This window comes from Variovorax sp. 10N420, assembly GCF_056394705.1.
The window spans coordinates 102294-124536 of sequence record NZ_JBFTIJ010000006.1; the positions used below are offsets into that span (position 1 = coordinate 102294).

21 protein-coding genes are annotated in these 22243 nt (G+C 62.8%); 10 read left to right on the forward strand and 11 right to left on the reverse strand.

Going from position 1 to position 22243, the window contains the following annotated elements; translation table 11 throughout:
• Positions 1–24 precede the first annotated feature (24 nt).
• Positions 25–825, forward strand: coding sequence for an IclR family transcriptional regulator (locus tag AC1DEK_RS16910; protein WP_478126428.1), 801 nt, complete (start codon positions 25–27; stop codon positions 823–825).
• A 22-nt stretch (positions 826–847) separates the two neighbouring features.
• Here the strand turns inward: AC1DEK_RS16910 and AC1DEK_RS16915 are convergent, their stop codons facing one another.
• The 7 genes from AC1DEK_RS16915 to AC1DEK_RS16945 all read right to left on the reverse strand — a co-directional run bounded on the left by AC1DEK_RS16915 (position 848) and on the right by AC1DEK_RS16945 (position 10061).
• A complete protein-coding gene (locus tag AC1DEK_RS16915; RefSeq protein WP_478126429.1) occupies positions 848–2008 on the reverse strand; it encodes a serine hydrolase in 1161 nt (386 codons plus the stop codon).
• 112 nt (positions 2009–2120) lie between these two features.
• A complete protein-coding gene (locus tag AC1DEK_RS16920; protein ID WP_478126430.1) occupies positions 2121–3659 on the reverse strand; it encodes a 2-isopropylmalate synthase in 1539 nt (512 codons plus the stop codon).
• A gap of 64 nt (positions 3660–3723) precedes the next feature.
• A complete protein-coding gene (leuA, locus tag AC1DEK_RS16925; protein WP_478126431.1) occupies positions 3724–5427 on the reverse strand; it encodes a 2-isopropylmalate synthase in 1704 nt (567 codons plus the stop codon).
• Between the two features lie 178 nt (positions 5428–5605).
• Complete coding sequence (gene pssA, locus AC1DEK_RS16930) at positions 5606–6430, reverse strand: CDP-diacylglycerol--serine O-phosphatidyltransferase (RefSeq protein ID WP_478126432.1); 825 nt, start codon at positions 6428–6430, stop codon at positions 5606–5608.
• Positions 6431–6594: 164 nt separating this feature from the next.
• Entirely contained in the window at positions 6595–7611 is a 1017-nt protein-coding gene (ilvC, locus tag AC1DEK_RS16935; protein ID WP_478126433.1) for a ketol-acid reductoisomerase, read from the reverse strand.
• Positions 7612–7654: 43 nt separating this feature from the next.
• Positions 7655–8146, reverse strand: coding sequence for an acetolactate synthase small subunit (ilvN, locus tag AC1DEK_RS16940; protein ID WP_478126434.1), 492 nt, complete (start codon positions 8144–8146; stop codon positions 7655–7657).
• A gap of 130 nt (positions 8147–8276) precedes the next feature.
• Positions 8277–10061, reverse strand: a complete 1785-nt coding sequence (locus tag AC1DEK_RS16945; RefSeq protein WP_478126435.1) for an acetolactate synthase 3 catalytic subunit — start codon at positions 10059–10061, stop codon at positions 8277–8279.
• A gap of 296 nt (positions 10062–10357) precedes the next feature.
• On the opposite strand from AC1DEK_RS16945, the gene AC1DEK_RS16950 reads away from it, so the two are divergent.
• From AC1DEK_RS16950 to AC1DEK_RS16975, 6 genes are read left to right on the forward strand one after another with little or no spacing between them, the layout of a single operon-like run.
• A complete protein-coding gene (locus AC1DEK_RS16950) occupies positions 10358–10924 on the forward strand; it encodes an RNA polymerase sigma factor (RefSeq protein ID WP_478126436.1) in 567 nt (188 codons plus the stop codon).
• On the forward strand, positions 10921–11355 hold the full coding sequence (locus AC1DEK_RS16955; RefSeq protein ID WP_478126437.1) for a DUF3619 family protein: 435 nt from the start codon (positions 10921–10923) through the stop codon (positions 11353–11355). Before AC1DEK_RS16950 ends, AC1DEK_RS16955 begins: the two co-directional genes overlap by 4 nt.
• 14 nt (positions 11356–11369) lie before the next feature.
• Positions 11370–12203: a DUF3106 domain-containing protein gene (locus tag AC1DEK_RS16960; RefSeq protein ID WP_478126438.1), complete on the forward strand. Its 834-nt coding sequence runs from the start codon at positions 11370–11372 to the stop codon at positions 12201–12203.
• Positions 12204–12213: 10 nt separating this feature from the next.
• Entirely contained in the window at positions 12214–12798 is a 585-nt protein-coding gene (locus AC1DEK_RS16965; protein ID WP_478126439.1) for an RDD family protein, read from the forward strand.
• Positions 12795–13187, forward strand: coding sequence for a diacylglycerol kinase (locus AC1DEK_RS16970; RefSeq protein ID WP_478126440.1), 393 nt, complete (start codon positions 12795–12797; stop codon positions 13185–13187). The genes AC1DEK_RS16965 and AC1DEK_RS16970 overlap by 4 nt, the downstream gene beginning before the upstream one ends.
• A 49-nt stretch (positions 13188–13236) precedes the next feature.
• A complete protein-coding gene (locus AC1DEK_RS16975) occupies positions 13237–13827 on the forward strand; it encodes an LOG family protein (protein ID WP_478126441.1) in 591 nt (196 codons plus the stop codon).
• Between the two features lie 129 nt (positions 13828–13956).
• Here the strand turns inward: AC1DEK_RS16975 and AC1DEK_RS16980 are convergent, their stop codons facing one another.
• Both AC1DEK_RS16980 and AC1DEK_RS16985 read right to left on the reverse strand, forming a co-directional pair.
• Complete coding sequence (locus AC1DEK_RS16980; protein ID WP_286565984.1) at positions 13957–14295, reverse strand: P-II family nitrogen regulator; 339 nt, start codon at positions 14293–14295, stop codon at positions 13957–13959.
• Positions 14292–15986 (reverse strand): NAD+ synthase, encoded by a 1695-nt coding sequence (locus AC1DEK_RS16985; protein ID WP_478126442.1) that lies wholly within the window; start codon positions 15984–15986, stop codon positions 14292–14294. Before AC1DEK_RS16985 ends, AC1DEK_RS16980 begins: the two co-directional genes overlap by 4 nt.
• 108 nt (positions 15987–16094) lie before the next feature.
• Between AC1DEK_RS16985 and AC1DEK_RS16990 the strand changes: the two genes are divergently transcribed.
• The gene (locus AC1DEK_RS16990; RefSeq protein WP_478126443.1) at positions 16095–17033 is read left to right on the forward strand and encodes a DMT family transporter; all 939 of its coding nucleotides are present in this window, start codon (positions 16095–16097) and stop codon (positions 17031–17033) included.
• 10 nt (positions 17034–17043) lie between these two features.
• Positions 17044–18219, forward strand: coding sequence for a GNAT family N-acetyltransferase (locus tag AC1DEK_RS16995; protein WP_478126444.1), 1176 nt, complete (start codon positions 17044–17046; stop codon positions 18217–18219).
• A 66-nt stretch (positions 18220–18285) separates the two neighbouring features.
• Here AC1DEK_RS16995 and ppa read toward each other — a convergent pair whose 3' ends face one another.
• On the reverse strand, positions 18286–18813 hold the full coding sequence (ppa, locus tag AC1DEK_RS17000) for an inorganic diphosphatase (RefSeq protein ID WP_478126445.1): 528 nt from the start codon (positions 18811–18813) through the stop codon (positions 18286–18288).
• A gap of 252 nt (positions 18814–19065) precedes the next feature.
• Between ppa and AC1DEK_RS17005 the strand changes: the two genes are divergently transcribed.
• Positions 19066–21585, forward strand: a complete 2520-nt coding sequence (locus AC1DEK_RS17005; protein WP_478126446.1) for a sodium-translocating pyrophosphatase — start codon at positions 19066–19068, stop codon at positions 21583–21585.
• A gap of 10 nt (positions 21586–21595) precedes the next feature.
• On the opposite strand, the gene AC1DEK_RS17010 is transcribed toward AC1DEK_RS17005, so the two are convergent.
• Positions 21596–22162: a hypothetical protein gene (locus AC1DEK_RS17010; protein ID WP_478126447.1), complete on the reverse strand. Its 567-nt coding sequence runs from the start codon at positions 22160–22162 to the stop codon at positions 21596–21598.
• Positions 22163–22243 lie beyond the last annotated feature (81 nt).

A 22243-nucleotide genomic window follows, 5' to 3' on the forward strand; every position in this document is an offset into this window, starting at 1 on the left:
GACCGGTCCAAAACCGTGTTGCACATGCGAAAAATCCAATCCGACGTTCCAGCCACGCCCGTGATCCAGGTCATCGAGCGAATGTTTTCCTTGATCGACGTCCTCGCTTCACGCGAAGAGGCGATATCGCTCAAGGAGATCAGCGAGAAAACGGGGCTTCATCCGTCGACCACGCACCGCATCCTGAACGACCTGGCGGTCGGCCGCTTCGTGGATCGCCCCGAAGCTGGAAGCTACCGGCTCGGCATGCGCCTGCTGGAACTCGGCAATCTGGTCAAGGGACGCCTCAACGTGCGGGACGCCGCGATGGCGCCCATGCGGGAGCTGCACAAACTGACCCAACAACCGGTGAACCTGAGCATGCGCCAGGGCGACGAGATCGTCTACATCGAGCGGGCCTATAGCGAACGCTCGGGAATGCAGGTGGTGCGCGCGATCGGTGGCCGGGCTCCGTTGCATCTGACCTCAACGGGAAAGCTCTTTCTGGCGGTGGATGAACCCCAGCGCGTCCGAAGCTACGCCACGCGCACCGGGTTAGCTGGCCACACGCGCAACAGCATCACGCAGCTGCCGATTCTCGAGAGGGAGCTTTCGAAGGCTCGCCAGTACGGCATCGCGCGTGACAACGAGGAGCTCGAACTCGGCGTGCGCTGCATGGCGGCAGGCATCTACGACGATCAGGGAAAGCTGGTTGCCGGTCTCTCGATCTCCGCACCGGCGGATCGCCTGGATGATGGATGGCTACCCAAGCTTCAAGCGACCGCCAACGAAATATCGAACGCGCTCGGCTACAAGGCCGACGCCGCGAGCGCCGCATCGCCATAGCCCTTGAAGGGCTGCGGTGGAATCATCCTGCGTTGTTTGCCGCCAGGCGCTGCTGCGCAGCCTTGCTCACCATGTGGTTCGCTTCCACCCAGCGCCGCACACGTTCGGCGTCGGCTATGCGGCTGAACTTGCCGGCCGAGTCGAGGAACACCATGATCAGCTTGCGGCCCGCGATCTTCGCCTGCATCACAAGACACTGGCCCGCCTCAGAGATGTAGCCGGTCTTTTGAACGCCGATGTCCCAGTCAGGACTCTTGACGAGCCGGTTGGTGGTGTTGAACTGCAACACGCGATTGCCGACTTCGACCTGGTATTCCGGCGAGGTCGATAGTTGCCGCACCGTCGGATCGGAATAGGCGGCATTCACGAGCAGGGCAAGATCCTGCGCGCTGGATTGATTGCGGCTCGATAGGCCGGTCGGTTCGACATACCGGGTGTCCTTCATGCCGAGCATCTTGGCTTTGGCGTTCATGACGCTGACGAAAGTCGTCAATCCGCCCGGGTATGTACGGCCAAGAGCATGGGCCGCGCGGTTCTCGCTCGACATCAAGGCCAGGTGCAGCAACTCGCCGCGCGGCAGGGTCGAGCCGACGGTCAGGCGCGAACTGCTTCTCTTCTCGGTATCGACGTCGTCCTGGGTGATGGTGATCAGCTCATCCGTTGGAAGCTGGGCTTCGCTGATGAGCAGGCCTGTCATGAGCTTGGTCAACGAAGCGATCGGCAGAACGGCGTGATCGTTCTTGCTGAGCAGCACTTCGTGCGTGTCCTGATCGATGACGAGGGCAACGCTCGACTTCAGATCGAGTGCATCCTCCGTGCTGTGCAAGCCGGCGATCTGGCCGAAGGATTGGCGGGCAGGTTCGGCGACGCGAACGACCGAGCGCCGCTGCACGGCCACTTCGGTACGGCCATTCTTCTTGCGAATGGATGCGACCACGTTGCGTCCGCCGCTGACAACCTTCTCGCTCTTCGCGGCGCTCGTGCTGCGCTTGGACACCGCAGTGCGCGTGCTCGAGACCGTCTTGCGCTTGGTATCCGCGTTCAGGGTCTTCTTCGTGGGCTCTTTCTTGGCCGCATTGGCAGCGGGCAATAAAAACGCCGTGGCGCAAAGCGCGACGGCGAGTAGGCGAAAGGCGGGAAGAAACCGCTGGCTGGAAACTCGGTGGGGACGGGCTTCGGGCATTAAAAATCTCCAGCGGCGACAAAGAAAACCGCAGTGTATCGAAATCAAAAAAAACGCGCAATATCAGTTACTTGCATCCTTTTCTTCAATCGAAAACAAGGAGCACGAGAAACTAGCCTTGTGCTGCCACTCGCTCAGCTTGGCTCTGCAACTTGTTGAGCGCACTTAAATAAGCCTTGGCCGACGCGACCACGATATCGGGATCCGCCCCCACACCGTTGACCACGCGGCCCGCATTCTGCAATCGCACTGTCACCTCCCCCTGGCTTTCGGTCGATCCGCTGATCGCATTGACTGAATAGAGCACCATCTCGGCGCCACTCTTCACATGCGACTCGATCGCCTTCAGCGAAGCGTCCACCGGGCCATTGCCGTCGGACTCTCCAGTGACTTCCTTGCCGCTGACCGTGAACACGACGCGAGCCTTGGGACGCTCGCCCGTTTCGCTGTGCTGCGACAAGGACACAAAGCCAAACTGTTCTCCAACGTGCGAGAGTTCTTCGTCGCTGACGAGCGCGAGGATGTCTTCGTCAAATATTTCACTTTTTCGGTCGGCAAGCTCCTTGAACCGGGCGAACGCGGCGTTGATGTCCGCTTCGCTTTCCATCGTCACGCCCAGTTCCTGCAAGCGTTGCTTGAACGCGTTGCGACCGCTGAGCTTGCCGAGGACGATCTTGTTGGCCGCCCAGCCCACGTCCTCCGCCCTCATGATCTCGTATGTGTCGCGCGCCTTCAGCACCCCGTCCTGGTGAATGCCGGACGCATGAGCAAAGGCATTGGCGCCGACCACAGCCTTGTTGGGCTGCACCACAAACCCCGTCGTCTGGCTCACCATGCGGCTTGCGGCAACGATGTGGCGCGTATCGATGCCCAACTCGAGCCCGAAGTAATCCTTGCGGGTCTTCACTGCCATCACGACTTCCTCAAGGGAGCAGTTGCCCGCGCGCTCCCCCAGGCCGTTGATGGTGCATTCGACCTGCCGGGCGCCGCCGATCTTCACACCCGCGAGCGAATTGGCAACCGCCATGCCCAGGTCGTTGTGGCAGTGCACCGACCAAACCGCCTTGTCGCTGTTCGGGATGCGCTCGCGCAACATCTTGAGGAAATTGCCGTAGAGCTCCGGTATGGCATAACCCACCGTGTCTGGGACATTGATCGTCGTCGCGCCTTCGTTGATGACCGCTTCTAGCACCCGGCAGAGAAAGTCTGGATCACTCCGATAGCCGTCTTCGGGGCTGAACTCGACGTCGGCGACGAGGTTGCGCGCAAAGCGGACGGAAAGCCTGGCCTGCTCGAAGACCTCGTCGGGTGTCATCCGCAGCTTCTTCTCCATATGAAGCGGCGACGTGGCGATGAAGGTGTGGATCCGGCCATTGGCCGCACTCTTGAGCGCTTCGGCCGCGCGTGAGATATCGCGGTCGTTGGCACGCGAAAGACCGCAAACGGTGGAGTCCTTGATGGCAGTGGCGATCGCCGCCACGGCGTCGAAATCGCCATTCGAACTCGCCGGGAAGCCGGCTTCGATGACGTCGACTCGCAGGCGCTCCAACTGACGCGCGATGCGCAACTTCTCGTCCTTGGTCATGGACGCGCCGGGCGACTGCTCGCCGTCGCGCAAGGTCGTGTCGAAAATGATCAGTTTGTCAGCCATCGTGGATCTCCTTTATTCAGCGCGAGGCGGAGGGCGCGCCGCTGCGGCCCTCCTCTGCCGCTCATCAGACAGGTTCGGGCACCGATTGTGCGCTGACCGCCGTCTGCGTCCGAGCCCTCGTCAGGCCCGAAACGATCGCCTTGAGCGAAGCCGAGATGATGTTGGCATCCATTCCGACGCCGAACAGCGTGACCGCCTCGTCCACGCGCAACTCAAGGTAGGCCACGGCTTGCGCGTCGGCGCCCGCGCCAATGGCATGCTGGTGATAGTCGATCACGCGCAGGGCATGACCGGTGGCACCGGCAATGGCATGGATGAAAGCGTCGATCGGTCCGTTGCCACGACCTTCGATTCGGCAAATTTCGCCGTTCCAGGGCAAGTCGGCGCGCAGGACCACCGATGCGTCTGCGCCCTCGCCCTGCTCTTCGAGCACGCGATGCTGCGGCCCGATTTCGTCCCTGAGGCCGTATTCGCTCTCGAACAGGTCCCAGAGGTCGGCTGCGGTGAGTTCCTTGCCAGCGACGTCCATCACGCGCTGCACAGTCTGGCTGAACTCCATCTGCAGGCGGCGCGGCAACTCCAATCCGTACTCGCTCTCGAGCAGGTAGGAAATGCCACCCTTGCCCGATTGGCTGTTGACGCGGATCACGGCTTCGTAGCTGCGGCCGACGTCCTTCGGGTCGATCGGCAGATAGGGCATGTCCCAGACGTCGCCGTCCTTGCGGGCGCTGAATGCCTTCTTGATCGCGTCCTGGTGCGAACCGGAGAACGACGTGTAAACCAGATCGCCTACGTAGGGATGGCGCGGATGCACCGGAAGCTGGTTGCAGTGCTCGACCGTCGCCCGGATTTCGTCGATGTTCGAGAAGTCCAATCCAGGCGAGACGCCTTGGGTGTAGAGATTGAGCGCCACGTTCACGAGATCGAGGTTGCCGGTGCGTTCGCCGTTGCCGAAAAGACAGCCTTCGATGCGATCGGCGCCTGCCATCAGCGCAAACTCGCCGGCCGCAGTGCCGGTGCCGCGATCATTGTGGGGGTGCACTGAAAGCACGATTGCATCCCGGCGGGCGAGGTTGCGGTGCATCCATTCGATCATGTCCGCGAAGAGGTTCGGGGTCGAGTGCTCGACGGTCGACGGCAGGTTGACGATGCACTTGTGGGCCGGCGTTGGCGCCCAAACCTCAGTCACTGCATCGACCACGCGCTTCGAAAACGCGAGATCGGTGCCCGAGAACATTTCGGGCGAGTACTGGAATGTCCACCGGGTGTTCGGCTGTCTGGCCGCCAATTCGTTGAACATGCGCGCATGCGATGTGGCGAGTTCGACGATCTGGTCCTCGTCCATGCCGAGCACGACCCGGCGCATGATTGGGGCCACGGCGTTGTACAGGTGAACGATCGCGCGCGGCGCGCCCTGCAGCGCCTCGAAGGTGCGCTCGATCAGGTGGTCGCGCGCCTGGGTGAGTACCTGAATGGTCACATCATCAGGGATGCGGTCCTCCTCGATGAGCTTGCGCACGAAGTCGAACTCGATTTGCGACGCGGATGGAAACCCCACTTCGATTTCCTTGAAGCCGATCGCAACCAGCGTCTCGAACATCCGCATCTTGCGGGCGATGTCCATCGGCTCCACCAGCGCCTGGTTTCCATCACGCAGGTCAGTTGACAGCCAGATGGGAGCCTGGCTCAGCACGGCGTCAGGCCAAGTGCGATCCTTGAGGCCGACCGGTGCGGAGGCACGGTACTTGAGGTTGGGTTGCTTCAACATCTGATATTTCTCGCTGTGGTTGGATCAACCAGCAACCCCAAAACAAACGGCCCGTTGCTGGTGCGAACGGGCCGTGGTGAGGGATTTGCGCGCGCGCTACCTTCTCCGCCCGTGGGGGATTAGTAGTAGGGCCAGCGAAATCTTGTTCATGGGAGGCGCGAATGTAGCACAGGCCTGATCAGTTGTGGAGACCGCGTTCGTCGGGCTCGTCCGTCGAAATGCTGATCACGCTCACCGGCTGTCCGTTGGCCTTGCGCCATCCATAGACAACATATCCACTGAGGCCGTAGGCCACGAACAGGCTGAACAGTACGGTCGGCGGATGGATGTTGATGACAGCGATCCCAAGTGCGATCAGCACGATCACGGCAAATGGAACGCTGCGCTTCACCTGCACGTCCTTGAAGCTGTAGAACGGCGCGTTGGTCACCATCGAGAGCCCTGCGTACAAAGTGAAGGCGAAAGTAATCCAGGTGATCTGCTGCCAGGAGAGATAAAGCACCTCACCGCCGCGCTTGCCCCATTCGGTCATGAGCCAGATGAAGCCCGCCACGAGCGCCGCCGCCGCGGGCGAAGGGAGGCCCTGGAACCAGCGCTTGTCGACGACGCCGGTATTGACGTTGAAACGCGCAAGTCGCAGCGCAGCGCACGCGCAATAGACGAAGGCAGCAATCCAGCCCCAGCGGCCGAGGCCCTTGAGCGACCATTCGTACGCGATCAGCGCGGGCGCCGCGCCAAAAGACACCATGTCGGATAGCGAATCCATCTGCTCGCCGAACGCGCTCTGAGTATTGGTCATGCGCGCGACCCGCCCATCCAGGCTGTCGAGGATCATCGCCGCGAAGACACCCAGCGCCGCGAGATCGAAGCGCGCATTCATCGCCATCACGATCGAATAGAAGCCTCCGAACAGCGCTGCAAGGGTAAACAGATTCGGGAGGATGTAGATGCCTTTTCGACGCTTGCGCGGCGGCGCATCATCAGGAAGCGTGTCGTCATGCATGCAACCGGCCTCCAGTGCACGTCAGGAGGGTGCAACAGGCTTCGGAAATCACGGCAAATAGGGGGGACGATCGCATCGGAGGCAGTGTAGTTCAGGCGCCGCGGCGCCCCGAAAGAAAAGGGCCACCGATCGGTGGCCCCTGCAAGCTATGAAAAAGGCCCCGATCAGTTGCGGGTCTGGTCCACCAGCTTGTTCTTCTTGATCCAAGGCATCATGGCCCGCAGCTTCTCGCCGACCACTTCGATCTGGTGCTCGGCGTTGAGGCGGCGACGGCTGATCAGCGTGGGCGCGCCGCCCGCGTTTTCGAGCACGAAGCTCTTGGCGTATTCACCCGTCTGGATGTCCTTCAGAACCTGCTTCATGACCTTCTTGGTTTCTTCGGTCACGATGCGCGGGCCGGTCACGTACTCGCCGTACTCGGCGTTGTTCGAGATCGAGTAGTTCATGTTGGCGATGCCGCCTTCATAGATCAGGTCGACGATCAGCTTCAGCTCGTGCAGGCATTCGAAGTACGCCATTTCAGGGGCGTAGCCGGCTTCCACCAGCGTCTCGAAACCGGCCTTGATCAGTTCGACGGTGCCGCCGCACAGCACGGCTTGTTCGCCGAACAGGTCGGTTTCGGTTTCTTCGCGGAAGTTGGTCTCGATGATGCCGGCCTTGCCGCCGCCATTGGCTGTGGCATACGACAGAGCCAGGTCGCGCGCCTTGCCGCTCTTGTCGGCATGCACGGCGATCAGATGGGGCACGCCGCCACCTTGGGCATAGGTGCTGCGCACGGTGTGACCGGGCGCCTTCGGTGCCACCATCCACACGTCCAGATCCGCGCGCGGCTGCACGAAGCCATAGTGCACGTTGAAGCCGTGCGCGAAGACGAGCGAAGCGCCTTCCTTAATGTGCGGCGCGACATCGTTCTTGTAGACGTTGGCGATCTGCTCGTCAGGCAACAGAATCATGACCACGTCGGCTGCCTTCACGGCATCTGCCACTTCGGCCACCTTGAGGCCGGCCTTCTCGACCTTGGGCCACGAAGCGCCGCCCTTGCGCAGGCCGACGACGACCTTCACGCCGCTGTCGTTCAGGTTCTGCGCGTGTGCGTGGCCCTGGCTGCCGTAGCCGATGATTGCAACCGTCTTGCCCTTGATGAGGCTGAGATCAGCGTCCTTGTCGTAGTAGACCTTCATGAGATTTCTCCTTCGTTGATTCGGTGGATGTGGAACTTTGTTTTCAGACGCGCAGAATGCGCTCGCCCCGGCCAATGCCACTTGCGCCGGTACGGACGGTTTCGAGGATCGCGCCGCGATCGATGGCTTCGAGGAACGCGTCATTCTTGCCGTGATCGCCAGTGAGCTCGATGGTGTAGCTCTTGTCGGTCACGTCGATGATGCGCCCGCGGAAGATTTCGGTCATGCGCATCATCTCTTCACGCTCTTTGCCGACTGCGCGCACTTTCACCATCATGAGCTCGCGCTCGGTGTAGGCGCCTTCGGTCAGGTCGACGACCTTGACGACTTCGATCAGCCGGTTGAGGTGCTTGGTAATCTGCTCGATCACGTCGTCCGAGCCGGCGGTGACGATGGTCATGCGCGAGAGGCTGGGGTCCTCGGTCGGCGCAACGGTCAGCGATTCGATGTTGTAGCCGCGCGCCGAGAACAAGCCGACGACGCGGGAGAGTGCACCGGGCTCGTTCTCGAGCAGCACGGCAATGATGTGTTTCATGGCGAGAGGACTCCTCTTTTCGCCGCCCTCCCCCGCGCACGGTAATGCGCGGGCTTGGCGGGCAATAGATTTGTCGTAAAAATTGACTGGAAACCCGGTCCCTGCGGACACGGGGACGAGGGACATTGCGTCAGAGGTCTTCGGAGCCGAGGAGCATTTCGGTAATGCCCATGCCTGCCTTGACCATCGGGAACACGTTTTCGGTCGGATCGGTGCGGAAATCCATGAACACCGTGCGGTCCTTGAGCTTGCGTGCTTCGCGCAATGCCGGCTCGACGTCCTGGGGGCGTTCGATCAGCAGACCCACGTGGCCATAGGCCTCGGCCAGCTTCACGAAGTTGGGCAGCGCGTCCATGTAGCTGTGGCTGTAGCGGCCCGAATACTCGATCTCCTGCCACTGCCGCACCATGCCGAGATAGCGGTTGTTGAGAGAGCAGATCTTGATCGGCGTGTTGTATTGCAGGCAGGTCGAAAGCTCCTGGATGCACATCTGCACCGAGCCTTCTCCCGTGATGCAGAACACCTCGGATTCGGGCTTGGCGAGCTTGACGCCCATCGCATAGGGAATGCCGACACCCATCGTGCCAAGACCGCCCGAATTGATCCAGCGACGCGGCTCGTCGAAACGGTAGTACTGGGCCGCCCACATCTGGTGCTGGCCGACGTCCGACGTGACGTACGTGTCGGCGTCCTTGGTCATGTTCCAGAGGGTTTCGACCACGTATTGCGGCTTGATGACGTCCTTGTTGCCGCGGTCGTACTTGAGGCAATCCTTGCCGCGCCAGCTCTCGATGGTCTCCCACCAGTTGGCGAGCGCCGCCGCATCGGTGCGGACGGAGCTTTCGCGAATCATCGAGATCAGTTCGGTGAGAACGTCCTTCACGTCGCCGACGATCGGGATGTCGACCTTCACCCGCTTGGAGATGCTCGACGGATCGATGTCGACGTGGATGATCTTGCGTTCGTTCTGTGCAAAGTGCTTGGGATTGCCGATCACGCGGTCATCGAACCGGGCGCCGACCGCCAGCAGCACATCGCAGTTCTGCATGGCGTTGTTGGCTTCGATGGTGCCGTGCATGCCGAGCATGCCCAGGAACTTGCGGTCGCTTGCCGGGTAGGCGCCAAGACCCATCAAGGTGTTGGTGACCGGGTAGCCGAGCATGTCGACCAGCGCGCGCAACTCGTTCGTCGCGTTGCCGAGAAGCACGCCACCGCCGGTATAGATGTAGGGGCGCTTGGCAGCCAGCAGAAGCTGCAGGGCCTTGCGGATCTGGCCGCCATGGCCTTTGCGCACGGGGTTGTACGAGCGCATCTCCACCTTGTCGGGATAGCCGCTGTACGGTACCTTTTTGAATGAAACGTCCTTGGGCACGTCCACCACCACCGGGCCCGGACGGCCGGTGCGTGCGATGTGGAAGGCCTTTTTCATCGTCAGCGCCAGATCCTTGGGATCCTTGACGAGGAAGTTGTGCTTGACGATGGGACGGGTAATGCCGACCGTGTCGCATTCCTGGAATGCATCGAGCCCGATCGCAGCAGTCGGGACCTGCCCCGAGATGATGACCATCGGGATGCTGTCCATGTAGGCGGTCGCGATGCCGGTGACCGCATTGGTCAGCCCGGGACCGGAAGTGACCAGCGCCACGCCGACCTCGCCGGTGGCGCGCGCATACCCGTCGGCGGCGTGCACAGCGGCTTGCTCGTGCCGCACCAGCACATGCTGGATGGTGTCTTGCTTGTAGAACGCGTCGTAGATGTAGAGCACCGCGCCGCCGGGGTAGCCCCAGACGTACTGGACGCCTTCAGCCTGCAGTGCCTTGACCAGCACTTCGGCGCCCATGAGCTCTTGTGTTTGATTGCCCATCGCGGAGGATGCGGCTGCCGCGGAAGTGATTTCCGCCTTTGAGATTTCCATGATCAACCTTTGTGATTTTCGGGAACGAAAAACCTTGGGTGCCCCTTCGCCAGCTCTCTTGAAGCCGCGTCAGGACTTGAGGCCACGACCATGGGCGAATTTGTCATACCGCCGGACCGTGACCCGTTTGCCTTTTGACTAGCAGCGCGGATTATGACACCGGAAGTGGCGCCCAAAGAGCAACCGGCGCCCCTTCTCACGGCCAGGATGGGTGCGGGGCATAATCCGCGGCGACAAGAAAACCCGATGTCCTCGAGACACTTTCCCACTCGGCGCGTCCCCGGCGCCAGATTCGCTTGGCCACTGAAAAAGAACTTTCCGACTTCCTGAAGAGCGTCGAACGTCGCGCGTTCAAGCGGTCCGTCTATCACGTGCGGGACGAAGAAGCCGCGTTGGACATCGTCCAGGACAGCATGATGAAGCTGGCCGAGCACTATGGCGACAAGCCGGCCAACGAGCTGCCGCTTCTTTTCCAGCGCATCCTCTCCAATTGCACCCTCGACTGGTTCCGGCGGCAGAAGACGCGCAAGGCGCTTTTCTCCAATCTAAGCGATTTCGAGAGCCTGGACGATGACGGTGATTTCGACCTGCTGGAGCACTTCCAGCTCTCGACCAACGGCCAGGAAACCGAAAGCGCCGAAGACACGACACGGCGGGCTCAGGTCTTCCGCGAAATCGAGGAACAAATTGCCGCGCTCCCCGGTCGTCAACGTGAGGCCTTTCTGATGCGTTACTGGGAGGAAATGGATGTCGCCGAGACGGCCGCTGCAATGGGGTGCTCCGAAGGTAGCGTCAAGACTCACTGTTCGCGCGCCGTTCACGCCTTGAGCAAGGCGCTCAAAGCCAAGGGAATTTCGCTATGAATACATCGCTTTCCGCCTCTTCCGCTGCACTTGAGGAGCAGTTCGGCCGCCGCGTGGCCGCCCGGCTCTCGGCCGGCAATGTAGAACTTTCGCACGAGGTCAGCGAAAGGCTCCGCGTCGCCCGGGCGCAGGCGATGGCGCGTCGGAAGGTCGTTGAACACGTTCGCAGTGCGCCGGTCGTCCTGTCGCACGGCGGTAGTGCGTCGCTCGGGCTGGGCGCCCGCTGGTGGACCCGCATCGGATCGGTCGTCCCCCTCGTCGCGCTCGTCGCGGGGCTCGTGGCGATCAGCGTGATGCAGGACGACAACCGCACCAACGAATTGGCCGCGATCGACTCGGCGCTCCTGACCGACGCGCTCCCGCCGGCGGCCTATACCGACCCGGGATTTGCCCAGTTCCTGAAGACGTCCGACACCGAGCCCGAACACTGATTGCCGCGCACCGAATGCCGCTACGCCCTCTTTCTCGCGCCGAAGCGCGCAGCCTCGCGCGGCCGCACACCTGGGCGGCCGTGTGGCTGAGCGCGGGTCTTTTGCTGTGTGCCTGCGGTATGGCCGCGACTTCGGCCAAGGCCCAGCCGGGCAAAGCGACCGGCTCGGCAACCACCTCCGCAGTCGCGCCCAAGCCCCCCTCGAAGCCGCTCTGGCGCGAGCTCACCGCCCGCCAGCAAAAGGCCCTACAACCGCTGGCCCTGTACTGGGACGAGCTGACCGAGCCTCACAAGCGCAAATGGCTTGCCATTTCGCGCGATTACGCCAGCTTGCCTGCGTCGGATCAGGAAGTTCTCCATAGCCGAATGACCGAATGGGCAAAGCTGAGCAATCAGCAGCGAGAACAGGCGCGGCTCAACTTCGCGGACGTCAAGCAAGTCCCCGCTGACGAGCGCAAGGCGAAGTGGGAGGCCTACCAAGCCTTGAGCGACGAAGAAAAAAGCAAGCTGGCGGCCCGTGCCACGACCGTGAAATCTCCAGGCGCGGCATCGACGATCCGCCCAGTGCCACGCCAGAAGCTGGCGCCCGTCCCCGCCGTCGGCCCCGACAACCTGCACATGCCCCGCATACAGCTGGCCCCGCCCGCGACCACTGCCGCGGCGGCTTCTGCGCCTGTGGGAACGGCACATCCGGTGCCCGCGCCATCTGCGGCAAACACGCCCGCGCCCGCACCCACGTCCGCAGCCTCGGCTTCCTTTCCGCCCGTGAGCGCAGAGGCTCAGGTGCCGGCTCCGTCCGCATCTGAAGCGCCCGTGCGCGTGTCCGACCAACCCGCCTCCGCGCCCTGAGCCGCTGTCGATGTCTTCCACGTCCTCCGGCACCCCTGGCTCCGATCGTGCTGCCGCCGCTGGAGCGCCCGCACAGAGTCCGCCTGTCTCGCCCGCCTCGCCCGCTTTGCCAGCACCCGGTCTGTGGCGCCGCATGGCTTGCTGGCTCTATGAAGGCATGCTGCTGTTTGCGGTAGTGTTCGTTGCAGGCTGGCTTTTCAGCACCCTCGGGCAGATGCGCGACGGCATGGATTCCCGCCGGCATCTGCTGCAGGCCTTCCTGTTCGTGGTATTCGGCGTCTACTTCGTCTGGTTTTGGTCGAAGGGGCAGACCCTCGCCATGAAAACCTGGGGGATCCGGGTCGTTGACCGTTTCGGGCGACCCCTGACGCAAGGTCGCGCGCTGCTGCGATATTTGTTGAGCTGGATCTGGTTCTTGCCGCCGCTGGCCGCCATCTCCCCGTTCAAGCTCGGCGGCGGCGAAGCGTCGGTGCTGGTTTTTGGCTGGGTCCTGGTGTGGGCGCTGTTGGCCCGGTTTCAGCCAGAGCGACAGTTCTGGCATGACGCATGGGCTGGCACGCGCCTGATTCCGTCGAAGCCGCTCAGCCGCAGATGAGCACCACGGAAACGGCCAACCCGCAAAAAGCACGTCGGGGTTTGGTTCGCATCTGGCACGCAGCGCGGATTTCAGTCGACGGCTTCCGCGCCGGCTGGCAGGAGCCCTCATTCCGGCAGGAAATCTATTGCGCCATCGTCATGGTGCCGTCTGCGTTCTGGGTGGGCCAGCGCTGGATGGAGATCGCGCTGCTTCTTGCCGTACTGGCTCTCGTGGTGATCGTCGAACTGCTCAATACGGCCATCGAGGCCGCCATCGACCGAGTGGGTGCCGAGTGGCATCCACTTTCCAAGACGGCGAAGGACGTGGGCAGCGCCGCGGTGCTTGTGTCCATCCTCCTGTGCGCCGGCGTCTGGATCACCGCAGTTTGGCAGCGCCTGGCGGGTTGACGCATGGCCCCGGAGCCCGAACGTCACGCTGGCGCGGCATGATACGGAGATGACTCCTAGATTTTCGATATGCGTTTATTGCGGCTCCCGCCCAGGTGAGCAAGCCGAATTCACCGCCGCCGCCCAGACGGTCGGCCGCTGGATCGGCGAACAAGGCGGCCAGCTGGTCTACGGCGGCGGTCGAACGGGCCTGATGGGCACCGTCGCCGACGCCACCCGTGCGGCCGGCGGCCGTGTCGTCGGCATCATCCCCAAGGCCCTCGTCGACAGGGAACTCGCCAACCGCCAAAGCGACGAGCTTCACGTTGTAGACACCATGCACGAGCGCAAGGCCATGATGGGCGAGCGAGCCGACGCCTTCCTCGCCTTGCCCGGCGGCATCGGCACCTTCGAGGAACTGTTCGAGATCTGGACCTGGCGCCAACTCGGCTACCACGACAAGCCAGTCGGCATCCTCAACGTGGCCGGCTACTACGACGCCCTCCTCGCCTTCCTCGCCCACAGCGTCCGCGAAGGCTTCATGGGCGAATGGCAAATGGACCTCATCCGCTCCGCCACCGACGCGCCCGCCCTCCTGGAAGCACTCCGGCAAGAGCACACCCGCCACCCCAAGTCCGACAAATTAGCCCAGATCCTATAAGGACCGCGTCGCAACGAGTTCCTTCCAGAAACACCGCGGAACCGGCTTTGCCGGGCCGCCGGTGTTGCCCCCGGGCAGGGGGAAGGCGAAGCGACACGAAGTGCGCGCAGCCTGGGGGCGAGCCAGCCGTCAGACCGCAGCTTCGTCCTCTTCCCCCGTGCGGATGCGCACGACCCGCTCCACGTTCGTCACGAAGATCTTGCCGTCCCCGATCTTGCCGGTGCGCGCAGCGCTGACGATCGCATCGACACAGCGATCGACATCCGCCTCGTTGACCACCACCTCGACCTTCATCTTCGGCAGGAAGTCGACCACGTATTCAGCGCCACGGTACAGCTCGGTATGACCCTTCTGGCGGCCAAAGCCTTTCACTTCGGTCACGGTGAGGCCAGTGACGCCCACTTCGGCCAAGGCCTCGCGCACGTCATCGAGCTTGAACGGTTTGAGGATGGCAGTGATTTGCTTCATAGGGGCTTTCTTCCGGCGGTTTCGTTGAATTTGCTGGTAATAGGGTAGCGCCAATCTTTGCCGAAGCTGCGATGGGTGACCCGGATTCCCACGGGTGCCTGACGCCTTTTGTACTCGTTGATCTTGATCAGGCGCGCCACTCTTTCGACCACGTCCCGGTCATAGCCCGCCGCGATGATCTCGTCGATCCCTTCGTCGTCTTCCATGTAGCGCGACAGGATGCCATCAAGGATGTCGTAGGGCGGCAGACTGTCCTGATCGGTTTGGTCCGGCCGCAACTCGGCGCTCGGCGGGCGCGTGATGATGCGCTCGGGGATTGGCTCGTGGCCTGTGCCGTAGGGGTCATGCGCATTCCGCCAGCGTGCCAGCGCGAACACCGTTGTTTTCAGCAGATCCTTGATGACCGCGAAGCCCCCCGCCATGTCGCCGTAAAGCGTGCAGTAGCCCGTCGCCATTTCGCTCTTGTTGCCGGTGGTCAGCACGATAGAGCCGAACTTGTTCGACAGCGCCATCAGCAAGGTACCGCGGATGCGCGCCTGGAGGTTTTCTTCGGTGGTGTCTTCGCGCAGCCCCTCGAACTCATTGGCCAATGCACCGAGGTACGACTCGAAAGTGTGCTTGATCGAGATTTCGTCGTAGCGCACGCCCATGCGCCGAGCCATTTCACGCGCATCGATCCAACTGATGTCAGCGGTGTACGGCGAAGGCATCATCACGGCCCGCACCCTGTCCTTGCCGAGCGCATCGACCGCAACCGCGAGCACAAGCGCCGAGTCGATCCCGCCCGAAAGGCCGAGGATCGCGCCCGGAAAGCCGTTCTTTCCGATGTAGTCCCGCACGCCGAGTACGAGGGCGTCCCACAGTTGCGCTTCGGCTTCGCGCGGTGCCGAGGCGGCGGAGTCGTCGGGCATGAAGCGCATCCCTTGCGCACTGCGCTCCATTTGCGCGAGGACCAGTTGTTCCTTGAAACTTTCCGCTTGCAGCGCGCGCGTGCCTTCAGCCTGCAGCGCGAAGGAGCCCCCGTCAAAGACCACTTCGTCCTGGCCGCCGACGAGGTGCGCATACACCAGCGGCAGGCCCACCGCCTGAGCGCGCTCGGCCATGCGCGTCAGGCGCTCGCCGCCCTTGCCGACGTGAAACGGCGACGCGTTGATGACCGCGAGCACTTCGGCACCCGCCTCCCTGGCAAGTCGCGCGGGAGTGTCGAACCAGGCGTCTTCGCAAATCAGCAGGCCGACGGAGACGCCGCCCGCCTGGAACACACAGACGCCTTCGCCGGGCGTGAAATACCGGCGCTCGTCAAAAACCTGGTAGTTGGGCAGTTCGCGCTTGGCGTAAGTCTCGAGGATGCGCCCTTCGCTGAGCACGCTGGCCGCGTTGTGCCGCAATTGCACGGCGACCGACTTGCTGCGCAGGCTGCCGCCCGTCGGATGGCCAACCACAACCACCATGCCATCGAGATCGGCGAGTTCGGCGGCCACCACCTTTACGGCATCGTCGCAGGCGGCAACGAAGGCGGGCCGCAGGAACAGGTCTTCCGCCGCATAGCCGCAGATCGAAAGCTCCGGTGTAAGCAGGAGGCGTGCCCCTTGCTGATAGGCGGATCGCGCGGCGTCGACGATCTTGTGCGCATTGCCGGTAAGGTCGCCGACCACGAAATTGAGCTGCGCGATGGCGAGTTTCAGAGTCATATGAGAGCAAACAAAGGGCTGATCGATTATGTCATCCACATATCGGCGCCCACGCCTTGCAACCCTCGGGCCACGCGGCATCGCAGGGGCTGTTACCCTCATGAAGCGATGCGCACCGGCTCTTCAATTTCCGCCTTCTTCGATTCCGTCGTTCCGAGCCCACAGGGCCAGGCCTATCTGCTGCTGGTCTTCACCACGCTGATCTGGGGCGCCAATGCCGTGGCTGCGCGGCTCGCCGTGGGTGAGGTCTCGCCGATGATGCTGACCTTCTCGCGCTGGATCGTCTGCTGTCTTGCGCTCGGTCTTACGTCGCGGCAACAGATCGCCATGCACTGGCGCTCCCTGCTGCCGTTCTGGCGGTCCATCGTGCTGATGGGTGCGCTCGGCTTCACGGGTTTCAACGCGCTGTTCTATGCGGCGGCCCATCACACAACGGCCATCAATATCGCGATCATTCAGGGCACCATTCCCGTGCTGGTGCTGGTCGGCAGCTTTTTGTTCTTCGGCACGCGCATCACTGGCCTGCAGATCGTGGGCGTTGTCATGACACTGGCCGGCATCGCGGTCGTCGCGTCTCGCGGTGAGTTTGCGTTGCTGGCGAGTCTTGCGTTCAATGTCGGAGACGTCTGGATGGTGATCGCGTGCCTCCTGTATGCGGGATATGCACTGGGTCTGCGCAGAAGACCCGCGGTGCCAGCGATCGTCTTCTTTGCTGCCACCGCCCTGGTGGCGTGCCTGGTCTCACTGCCGCTGGTGGCTGCGGAGGTCGCAATGGGCCAGTTCTTCATGCCCACGGGCAGGGGCATCGCACTGGTGATCTTCGTCGGCCTGCTGCCGTCTTTCATTTCGCAGATCACCTTCATTCACGCAGTGGGACTGATCGGGCCGGCGCGGGCCGGCGTTTTTCTCAATCTGGTTCCGATCTTCGGGCCGCTGCTGGCCGTGATGATCCTGGGCGAGCCCCTGTCGATCTACCACGCGGTAGCGCTGGCCCTCGTGCTCGGCGGCATTTACGTGGCCGAGACGCTCGGGGCCCGCCGCAGTTGACGAGTTTGCAGTGACTGACCCTATCGTTCGCATCCATCGCTCGATCGCCGAGATCGACGCCGCCGCGTGGGACGGCTTGCTCGCCAAGCAGGCCGCGCCCTCCCCCTTCATGCGCCATGCCTACCTGAACGCGCTCGACGCCAGCGGCAGCGCTTCGCCGAAGACAGGATGGGCGCCGCACTTCGTGGCGCTCTGGCGCGGCAAGCAGCTGTTGGCGGCATGCCCGCTCTATGTCAAGGACCATTCGTACGGGGAGTACGTCTTCGATTGGGCCTGGGCCAATGCGTACGAGCAGCACGGGCTGGCCTACTACCCCAAGGCGGTCGTCGCGGTGCCTTTCACGCCCGTGCCGGGTACCCGGCTGCTCGCGCGCGACGACATCAGCCGAGCGCTTTTGGCACGAGCCTTGGTCGCCTGGTGTGAGCAGACGGAAGTGTCTTCCCTGCATCTGCTTTTCGGCGCCGACGAAGATATCGCTGCGTGCGCCGACGCCGGACTCATGCTGCGGCACACGGTCCAGTTCCATTGGAACAACGCGCAATGGAGCGATTTCGACGCGTTCCTTGCGAGCCTGGCTCATGACAAGCGCAAGAAGATCCGCCAGGAGCGCCGCAAGGTCCATGAGGCAGGTGTGAGCTTTCGCTGGTCGCGTGGAACCGACATTGACAGCGCCGACTGGGATTTCTTCTATCGCTGCTATGCGCGCACTTACCGCGAGCACGGCAATCCGCCCTATCTGAACCGCGACTTCTTTCATCGCATGGCGGCGAGCATGCCGGAAGCCTGGCTGCTCTTCATCGCCGAGCGCGGCGGCAAGCCGATCGCGGCGAGCCTGATCACATTGTCCGCCGGCGTCGGCAGAAGCAACGCATCGGAGCATCCGCTCATCGCCTACGGCCGCTACTGGGGCGCGCTCGAACGGGTCGACTGCCTGCACTTCGAGGCTTGCTACTACCAGCCGCTGCAGTGGTGCATCGAGCATGGCGTTCTGCGCTTCGAAGGCGGCGCGCAGGGCGAACACAAAATGGCGCGCGCGCTGATGCCGGTCAAGACCACGAGCGCGCATTGGCTGGCGCACCCGTCTTTCGCCGACGCGGTCGAGCGCTTTCTGGAACGCGAAGGCGCGGGCATCGAGAACTACATGGACCATCTCGAAGAGCGCAGCCCATTCCGCCAACAAGAATGAAGGCATGAAAAAAGCGCCTCGCGACACATGCCACGAGACGCCCTGAAAAATGATCGACCGCGAAACTTACTTGTTGAAGTTAGCGATGCCGTCCATGATTTCCTTCTTGGCCGAGTCGATGCCTTCCCAGCCCAGCACCTTGACCCACTTGCCGGCTTCGAGATCCTTGTAGTGCTCGAAGAAGTGCGTGATGGCCTTCAGGCGCATCGGGTTCACGTCCTCCACCTTCTTCCAGTGGCTGTAGATCGGCAGCACCTTGTCGGTCGGAACGGCCAGCACCTTGCCGTCCACGCCTGCTTCGTCTTCCATCATGAGGATGCCGATGGGCCGGCACGGCACCACCACGCCAGGCACCAGCGCGTAGGGCGTGATGACCAGCACGTCCACCGGATCGCCGTCGCCCGACAGGGTTTGCGGCACATAACCATAGTTGGTCGGGTAGTGCATCGCCGTCGTCATGAACCGGTCGACGAAGATCGCGCCCGATTCCTTGTCGACTTCGTACTTGATCGGATCAGCGTTCATCGGGATTTCGATGATGACGTTGAAAGATTCGGGAGCGTCTTTTCCGGGGTGAACTTTGCCGAGGGACATGGTCTGTCTTTAGGAGTAGGAGGAGGTTAGCGAGATGCGGACAAACCCGAAGTTTACTTTCCATGTCACGGCACAGTCGCACACAAAGCCGCATTTGCCTGTAAATTGAACCCGTTGGCCAATCGGCCCCTGCCTTTGCGGCACCGGGGCTTCGAGGAAGCAACGCGGCGGAAGCACTGACCCGTACGCGTTGCGCACAGGTCGAGCTTTCGTCTCCACAAAGTTAAGTCGAACTAATGGAGAAGCAAAGGCATGACTGGCAACACCCCTCTCGTCCTCGCCATTGTCTGCGGCCTCGTGGCCGTGGCTTATGGGTTCTGGGCGCGCAGCTGGATTCTTTCGAAAGACGCGGGCAACGCCCGAATGCAGGAAATCGCAGCCGCGATCCAGACCGGCGCGGCGGCCTACCTCGCGAAGCAGTACCTCACCATCGCCATCGTAGGCGTGGTGCTTGCAATACTGATCGCCATCTTTCTCGACTTGACCACGGCAGTGGGCTTCATCATCGGCGCGGTGCTTTCAGGCGCCTGCGGCTTCATCGGCATGAACGTTTCGGTCCGGGCCAACGTTCGCACGGCGCAGGCGGCCACCAAGGGCATCGGCCCGGCGCTCGACGTGGCGTTTCGCGGTGGGGCCATCACCGGCATGCTGGTCGTGGGGCTCGGCCTGCTGGGCGTGTCGGCCTTCTACTGGTACCTGGCGGGCAGCGCCACGATCACACCGGACAAGAGCCTCGCGAGCCTGCTCAATCCGTTGATCGGTTTCGCCTTCGGCTCTTCGCTGATCTCGATCTTCGCGCGCCTGGGCGGCGGCATCTTCACCAAGGGCGCCGACGTGGGCGCCGACCTGGTGGGCAAGGTCGAAGCGGGCATCCCTGAAGACGATCCGCGCAATCCGGCCGTGATCGCCGACAACGTGGGCGACAACGTCGGCGACTGCGCCGGCATGGCCGCCGACCTGTTCGAGACCTACGCCGTGACATTGATCGCGACCATGGTCCTGGGCGCGCTCATGGTGTCCGCGGCACCGGTCAACGCGGTGATGTATCCCCTGGCGCTCGGCGGCGTGTCGATCATCGCTTCGATTATCGGCTGCTTCTTCGTGAAAGCTTCTCCAGGCATGGTCAATGTCATGCCCGCGCTCTACAAGGGCTTGGCGGTAGCGGGCATCCTGTCGCTGATCGCGTTCTGGTTCGTGACGAGCTGGCTGATCCCCGACAACGCCATCGCTCCCACCGGCAGCCAGCTCAAGCTTTTCGGTGCCTGTTTTGTCGGGCTGGCGCTGACGGCTGCACTGGTGTGGATCACCGAGTTCTATACCGGCACGCAATATTCGCCGGTACGTCACATTGCGCAGGCTTCGACGACCGGCCACGGCACCAACATCATTGCTGGCCTTGGCGTTTCGATGCGTTCGACCGCTTGGCCGGTGATCTGCGTCTGTATCGCAATCTTGGCCGCCTACACGATGGCCGGCCTCTATGGCATCGCAGTGGCGGCAACGGCGATGCTGAGCATGGCCGGCATCGTCGTCGCGCTCGACGCCTATGGCCCCATCACCGACAACGCCGGCGGCATCGCCGAGATGGCCGAACTGCCAGCCAGTGTGCGCGACATCACCGACCCGCTCGACGCTGTCGGCAACACCACGAAGGCCGTGACCAAGGGTTATGCGATTGGCTCCGCAGGGCTTGCGGCGCTGGTGCTCTTTGCCGATTACACGCACAAGCTCGAAGGCTACGGCCTTGCGATCGACTTCAATCTGAGCGATCCGATGGTGATCGTTGGACTGTTCATCGGCGGCATGATCCCCTACCTTTTCGGCGCCATGGCAATGGAAGCCGTCGGCCGGGCGGCGGGTTCCGTCGTGGAGGAAGTGCGCCGCCAGTTCCGCGAGATCAAGGGCATCATGGAAGGCACCGCCAAGCCCGAATACGGTCGCGCGGTGAGCATGCTGACTGGTGCGGCCATCAAGGAAATGATGATCCCGTCACTGTTGCCGGTGGTCGTGCCGATTCTGGTCGGCCTGGTGCTCGGGCCGAAGGCGCTCGGTGGCTTGCTGATGGGCACCATCGTGACCGGTCTTTTCGTGGCGATCTCCATGTGCACGGGCGGCGGCGCGTGGGATAACGCGAAGAAGTACATCGAGGATGGCCACCACGGCGGCAAGGGCTCGGAGGCGCACAAGGCCGCCGTGACCGGCGACACCGTGGGCGACCCCTACAAGGACACTGCCGGCCCGGCCATCAATCCGCTGATCAAGATCATCAACATCGTGGCGCTCCTGATCGTCCCGCTGGTGGTCAAGTTTCATTCGGGTGAAGCGGGTGCAATGACCAAGCCGGCAGAAACGCCAGCACCGCTAACCGCACCTGCTACGCCCGCAGCCCCCCCCGCAGCCCCCGCCGCGGCTGCGCCGGTATCGGCCCCGGTGGCCGCGGACTCAGGCGCGTCGATCAAGACCGAAGGCGGCGTGGTGAAGTTCTACTTTGCCAGCAGCAGCGCCGAAGTACCGGCCGGCGCGAACGAAGCGCTGGCCGACATCGCGAAGAACGTACAGGCCGGTGGTCATGTGGTGGTGAGCGGCTTCCACGATGCCAGCGGAGACGCAGAGAAGAACGCCGAACTCGCCAAGCAACGCGCAATGGCGGTAGGCGCCGCGCTTCGGATGGCGGGCGTGCCTGACGACAAGGTCGAACTCGCCAAGCCCGCGCAAGCCCAGGGCGACGGCTCTGCGGGCGAAGCCCGCCGCGTCGAGGTGAAGGTTCAGTAGCGAGAAACGGTCAGTTCAGGCTGACCGAGCGCGTGGGCGAGGCGCCCTGCTCGCTTCGCAATGGCACGCCCTGGAGCGTGTCGAAGTCCGATGGCGCCTCGGGGACACGCATTTCGTCGAGCTCATGCAGCGAAGCGACCCAGCGTCCGGCCGCTGAGTCCGCCGGCTCGTCATTGGTGAAGATGCCGTCGCGGATGTAGAAAGTCTCGCCCTCGGGTCGCTCCACGTGAAGCTCGATCAGCCTCGCGATAGGAAAGGTATAGGTGACCAGCTTTTCCTTGGTCTTGCGGTCCTTGGCCCCGCAATTGAAAAAACCTTCGGCAGCGATCACGATGCAAGACCCGTCGACCGAGCTGTCGATGTCAACGCCGCATCGCCACACAGCCGTCGGCAAGCGCACGCGGACCTTGTCGATGACGAGGTCGCGTTGCTTGTTCAGGGCGTTCAGGGGTGGAACGAGCGAGCGCAATTGCCGCAGTCGCTCGGCGAAGTTGTCGTCCATCGAAAACTCGACGTGGTGCGTCGCACCGCCGGATCGTTTGACGACCTGCATGATCACGTGGCGTTGGCGGCTCACAGGGCACGTCCTTTCGCATTGAATCGAAGCGTGCTCAGGGCTTGAAGAGCTATCGAATTCATCGGAAACATGGAATCAACC